Source organism: Megasphaera sp. DJF_B143, from assembly GCF_900320625.1.
Taxonomy (GTDB): Bacteria; Bacillota; Negativicutes; order Veillonellales; family Megasphaeraceae; genus Megasphaera; species Megasphaera hexanoica.
In genome coordinates this window covers 1-4,861 of the sequence record NZ_ONTA01000230.1, presented here as the reverse complement: position 1 = coordinate 4,861, position 4,861 = coordinate 1, and the positions used below count along the sequence as shown (strand labels likewise).

Annotated in this window: 6 protein-coding genes; 2 read left to right on the top strand and 4 right to left on the bottom strand. The window is 50.8% G+C overall.

Annotated features, from left to right (window positions below; all coding sequences use genetic code 11):
* A partial coding sequence (locus DBO31_RS06920) for an ABC transporter permease subunit (protein ID WP_150824776.1) occupies positions 1-415 on the top strand: 415 nt, incomplete at its 5' end.
* Between the two features lie 16 nt (positions 416-431).
* Entirely contained in the window at positions 432-1,259 is an 828-nt protein-coding gene (locus tag DBO31_RS06915) for a MetQ/NlpA family ABC transporter substrate-binding protein (protein ID WP_150824775.1), read from the top strand.
* Positions 1,260-1,346: 87 nt separating this feature from the next.
* Here DBO31_RS06915 and DBO31_RS06910 read toward each other — a convergent pair whose 3' ends face one another.
* Genes DBO31_RS06910 through DBO31_RS06895 form a run of 4 tightly spaced genes read right to left on the bottom strand, consistent with a single transcriptional unit; the run spans position 1,347 to position 4,801 of the window.
* Positions 1,347-2,102, bottom strand: coding sequence for a DNA repair protein RecO (locus tag DBO31_RS06910; RefSeq protein ID WP_159897807.1), 756 nt, complete (start codon positions 2,100-2,102; stop codon positions 1,347-1,349).
* Entirely contained in the window at positions 2,086-3,426 is a 1,341-nt protein-coding gene (locus DBO31_RS06905; protein WP_150824777.1) for a hemolysin family protein, read from the bottom strand. The genes DBO31_RS06910 and DBO31_RS06905 overlap by 17 nt, the downstream gene beginning before the upstream one ends.
* An 18-nt stretch (positions 3,427-3,444) precedes the next feature.
* A complete protein-coding gene (era, locus tag DBO31_RS06900) occupies positions 3,445-4,341 on the bottom strand; it encodes a GTPase Era (protein WP_150824773.1) in 897 nt (298 codons plus the stop codon).
* A 58-nt stretch (positions 4,342-4,399) separates the two neighbouring features.
* A complete protein-coding gene (locus DBO31_RS06895; protein ID WP_150824772.1) occupies positions 4,400-4,801 on the bottom strand; it encodes a cytidine deaminase in 402 nt (133 codons plus the stop codon).
* Positions 4,802-4,861 lie beyond the last annotated feature (60 nt).

Below are 4,861 nucleotides of genomic sequence, written 5' to 3'. Positions count from 1 at the left end.
CCTCATTGCCGGTACGTCCATCGGCACGACGGCAGCCTGCGTACCACTGACTATTGTCGCAATTCCCTTTCTCAGCCGTCTCGTAGAAACGAGTATCCGCGATGTCGATTTTGGTCTCGTCGAAGCGGCAGAATCCATGGGCGCTTCACCGCTGCAGATTATCCGCAAGGTCCTGCTTCCGGAAGCACTGCCTACGATCATCAATAATATTACCGTCCTCATCGTCAACCTCATCGGGGCTTCAGCTATGGCTGGTGCCATCGGTGGCGGCGGTCTTGGGGATATCGCCATCCGCTATGGCTACCAGCGTTTCCAGGCCGATGTCATGCTGGCTACGATCATCATCCTCGTCATCGGCGTCAATCTGATTCAGGCTTGCGGCGACTTTGCATCCCGCAAGAAGAATAAAAAATAAAAGGAGTGTCTGTATCATGAAATCATTCATCAAAAAGGCCGTAACACTGGCGGCCCTCGCTACGCTGTGCGTTTTTGCCGCCGGCTGCGGCAGCAGTGACAATAGTTCCAAATCGGCTTCTTCCGACAAAAAAGAAATCACCGTCGGGGTCACACCGGGCATCCATGCGGAAATCATGGAACAGGTCAAAAAAGAAGCTGCCAAACAGGGCATTACTATTAAAATCATGGAATTCTCTGATTATGTAACTCCCGATGTCGCCCTCTCCAATAAGGAAATCGACATGAACTCGTACCAGCATAAACCGTATATGGACAACCTGGTCAAAGACAAGGGATTGAAAATCGTTTCTATCGGCCAGACCGTCGTAGCACCTATCGGCCTCTACTCTCACAAAATCAAGAGCCTCGATGACGTAAAAGACGGCATGACCGTAGCCGTTCGGAATGACCCGACCAACGGTGCCCGCGGCCTGCTGCTGCTCCAGAAAGCCGGTTTCATCAAGATTAAAGATGGCGTAAAATATCCGACACCGCAGGATATCACGGAAAATGCAAAACATCTCCAGATCAAAGAACTGGAAGCCGCTCAGATTCCCCGTTCTCTCGACGATGTTGACTTCGCCGCTATCAATACTAACTATGCCATGGATGCCGGCCTGAACCCTGTAACGGATGCCCTCCTGCGGGAAGACAAAGATTCGCCGTATGCCAATATCCTCGCCGTCCATGAAGATGACAAAGATAATCCGACGCTGAAGAAAATCGTCGAAATCTATAATTCTGATGTCATCAGGAAATATATCGAAGAACATTACAAAGGTGCCCTTATTCCGGCATTTTAATGTGTGAAAGAAAAGACGAGCCCCACGAAGCATGCATGTTTCGTGGGGCTCGTCTTTTCTTTCATCAAACTTCAAACTCTCTCTCCCTTACACTTTCTTTCCCTCTTCTATCAGTTTACGGCATTTGAGTTGTCGGCCGCTGAGTTCTTCTACGTAGCTGTACAGCAGGTGTTCCAGGAATGCCAGTTGATTCCGGGGGAGCTGTATGGTATCTGTCTTTTGCCAGGAATAGGTTAAAAGAGTCTGCCAGAGCTGACGGACGGCTGACGGCAAAGGGACGGGCTGCATGTCTTCTCTTTCATCGGACAGGTAATAGGTCTTTCTGCCATCAGTCCCTGGTCCCATATACACCTGAGCGGCCGCTGTATCGGGCATATAGCCGGCACAGGCCGTCAGCTGCCATCCGGCGATGATGGTCGCTACGCGGACGTTGCGGCTGGCAATGGCCCGGCTGTAACAGCCGATGAGCTCATATATCCGTTCATCTGGTTCTCCAACCGGTATAATGGCCAGCACCATTTCCACAAACATCTGGGTATAGACGTAATAGTCCCAAGTCAGGGCATCGAGAATCGTACTGCGATGGCTCTCGTATTCTCCCATAAACAGGACGTGATCCCGTTCCCAGGCATCAAAGGTAATGGGAGAAAAGGCCATAAAACTGCCAAATCCCTGATTATATCCCTTTTTCCCTTTAGGCGCATAGACGTAGAGGATGCCCGATTCTTTTGTGAATATGGTCAGCTGCAGCTGCCGGGACCGGCCTTTCTGCAGGCGAAGGATGATGCCTGTATAGGCCCGGGTCTTCTGCATGGGACCGTAGGAATTAGTCCTTCTGTTCATCCGTTCCTTCCCCTTCTGTATCATCTGCCGGTGGCATAGGCACGGCCTTTACCCGGGCAATGCGGAACCCCTGTACTTCCAGCACACTGAATTTGTATGATCCGATGACGACTTCTTCACCTACGTTCGGCGTATGGCCCAGGAGATAAAAGACGTAGCCGCCGATCGTATCGGTATCGACATCTTCTTCCACCGGGATATGGAGCATTTCTTCTACATCTTCCAGGAGCACCGTGCCGTCAAATTCGTAGGCACCATTGGGAAGAGGCTGGATTTCTTCCTGTTCCGACGAATGTTCGTTCCGGATATTGCCTACCAGTTCTTCCAGAATATCTTCCAGCCCGATGAGGCCGACAGTGCTGCCGTATTCATCGACAACCGTCGCCAGATAGGTACGTCGGGCCCGCATGAGCTGCAGGAGCTGTGATGCCGGCATGATTTCCGGTACCATGAGGATAGGCCGCTTGATGAGGCGGAGATTGCTCCGTTTGTGAATATACAAATCCATGAAATCCTTAATGTGGATCAGTCCCAGGATATGGTCCTTATCTTCTGTACAGAGGGGATAGCGCGTATGGCGGGACTGACGGATGGTTTTCAGGTGCTGGTTCATCGTTTCTTCTACATAGAGGCAGACGATTTCCTGACGGGGCACCATGATTTCCTTGGCCAGACGGTCGGCAAAATCAAAGACGTTGCCAATGAGTTCGCTTTCCACCGGGTCTATTTTGCCTTCTTTGTGGCTGGCCGTGATGAGCATGCGGATTTCATCTTCCGAATGAGCCATATCGATTTCATTGGTCACGTCGAGATTGCGGTTTTTGAGAAGTCGCTGCCCCAGCCAGTTGCCAAAGATGATGAAGGGATAAAACAGGCGGCTGGCAGAGTAAAGGAAATGGCTGACCCGTTTCAGTCCTCCTTCGGCCCGCTGCAGGCCAATCGATTTTGGGATCAGTTCGCCAAAAACCCACAGGCAGATGCAGACCAGGAGAATGACACAGATATACAGGATACCGACGGCCCAGAGCGGTATCCATCCGTGCAGCAGGGGAAATGCCTCATACAGTACATAAAATACGACAGCTCCCGAGGCCATACCGGAAATCACCATGCCCAGCTGAGCCATGCCGAGGAAAATAGCCGGTTTTTCATACAATTTTAATAAAAACCGGGCCTTTGTATCGCCGTCTCTCACCATTTCTTCAATGGATTCGCGGCGCAGCTGTACGAAGGCAAATTTACCAATAACACAAAAAACGCTCAGCAGAATGGAAGGCACAAGAAGCAGCAAATACTGTGCTATGTGTCCCAGCTCTGGTTCCATCATATATCGCTCCTCTGCTTACTCATTTTTATACCCGAATTCACTCAGCGCGGACGGCTTGTTGCGCCAGTCTTTTTTGACTTTGACCCAGATATCGAGGAATACGGACGATCCCAGGACGTGTTCGATTTCCTGACGGGCCAGACGACCTACTTCCTTCAGGATAGTGCCGTTCTTTCCGATGACGATGCGCTTCTGCGAGTCCCGTTCGACGTAGACCGTGACCCGGATATAGACTTTATTATGGCCACGATTCTTCATTTCTTCTACGTACACAGCGATGGAATGCGGTACTTCGTCGCGCAGGCACTGGAATAATTTTTCCCGTACAATTTCTGCGGCCAGCAGTCGTTCCGGCTGGTCGGTAATCATGTCATCGGGGAAATATTTCGGACCTTCTGGCAGGATTTTTTTGAGTTCATCCACGACGGCATCGACATTATCCCCTGTAAGAGCGGAAATAGGGATAATCTGGGCAAAATCAAAGAGGGCATTGTATTCAGTAATTTTGTGCAGGATTTCTTCCCGGCTCATGAGGTCCGTCTTATTGATGACCAGGAAAACAGGTACTTTCGTGCCTTTGAGCTTATCCAGGACGAACAGGTCGCCGGGGCCCTTTTTTTCATTTCCCGAAATGAGGAACAACACAGCGTCGATATCCTGCAGGGACTGATAGGCCGCTTCATCCATGAACTCGCCCAGTTTATGGTGCGGTTTGTGGATTCCCGGCGTATCGAGGAATACGATCTGGCATTCGTCGTCCGTATGGATGCAGAGAATCCGGTTCCGCGTCGTCTGCGCTTTATCCGATACGATAGAGACTTTCTGTTTAATGATGTGATTGATCAGGGTCGATTTACCGACGTTCGGTCTGCCGACGACGGCAACAAATCCCGATTTAAATGTATCTTCCATAATTATGTTATTACCTTTCTTATATATGTATATAGAGTTAGCGGATGCCAGGCTGTGATCAGGCCATGGACGATTCATCAAAGGTCAGCGGCAGGAGCTGCTGCAACGTGAACGTTTCATACGAATCGTCAGGTCGGACCAGGATGATTTCAGGAATGGCAAATTCTGCCATGACCTGACGGCAGGCACCACAGGGCGCTGTGAGGTCCTTGCTGTCACCGGTGATGACCAGCGCCGCAAAACGCCGACAGCCACAGGCCACGGCGTGAAAGATGGCATTCCGTTCGGCACAGATAGTGAGCCCGTACGAAGCATTTTCCACATTGCAGCCCGTATATACCGTGCCATCTTCTCCCAGCAGGGCTGCCCCTACGCGGAAATGGGAATAGGGAGCATAGGCTCGTTCCTGTACATCCCTCGCTGACCGGATGAGGCGGGCAATCGTCGTTTCATCGGTCATCAGAGTTCTTCTCCTTCGCGGACGTAGCCAAGGCGCTGGAGAATAAATTCTTCTTCTTTG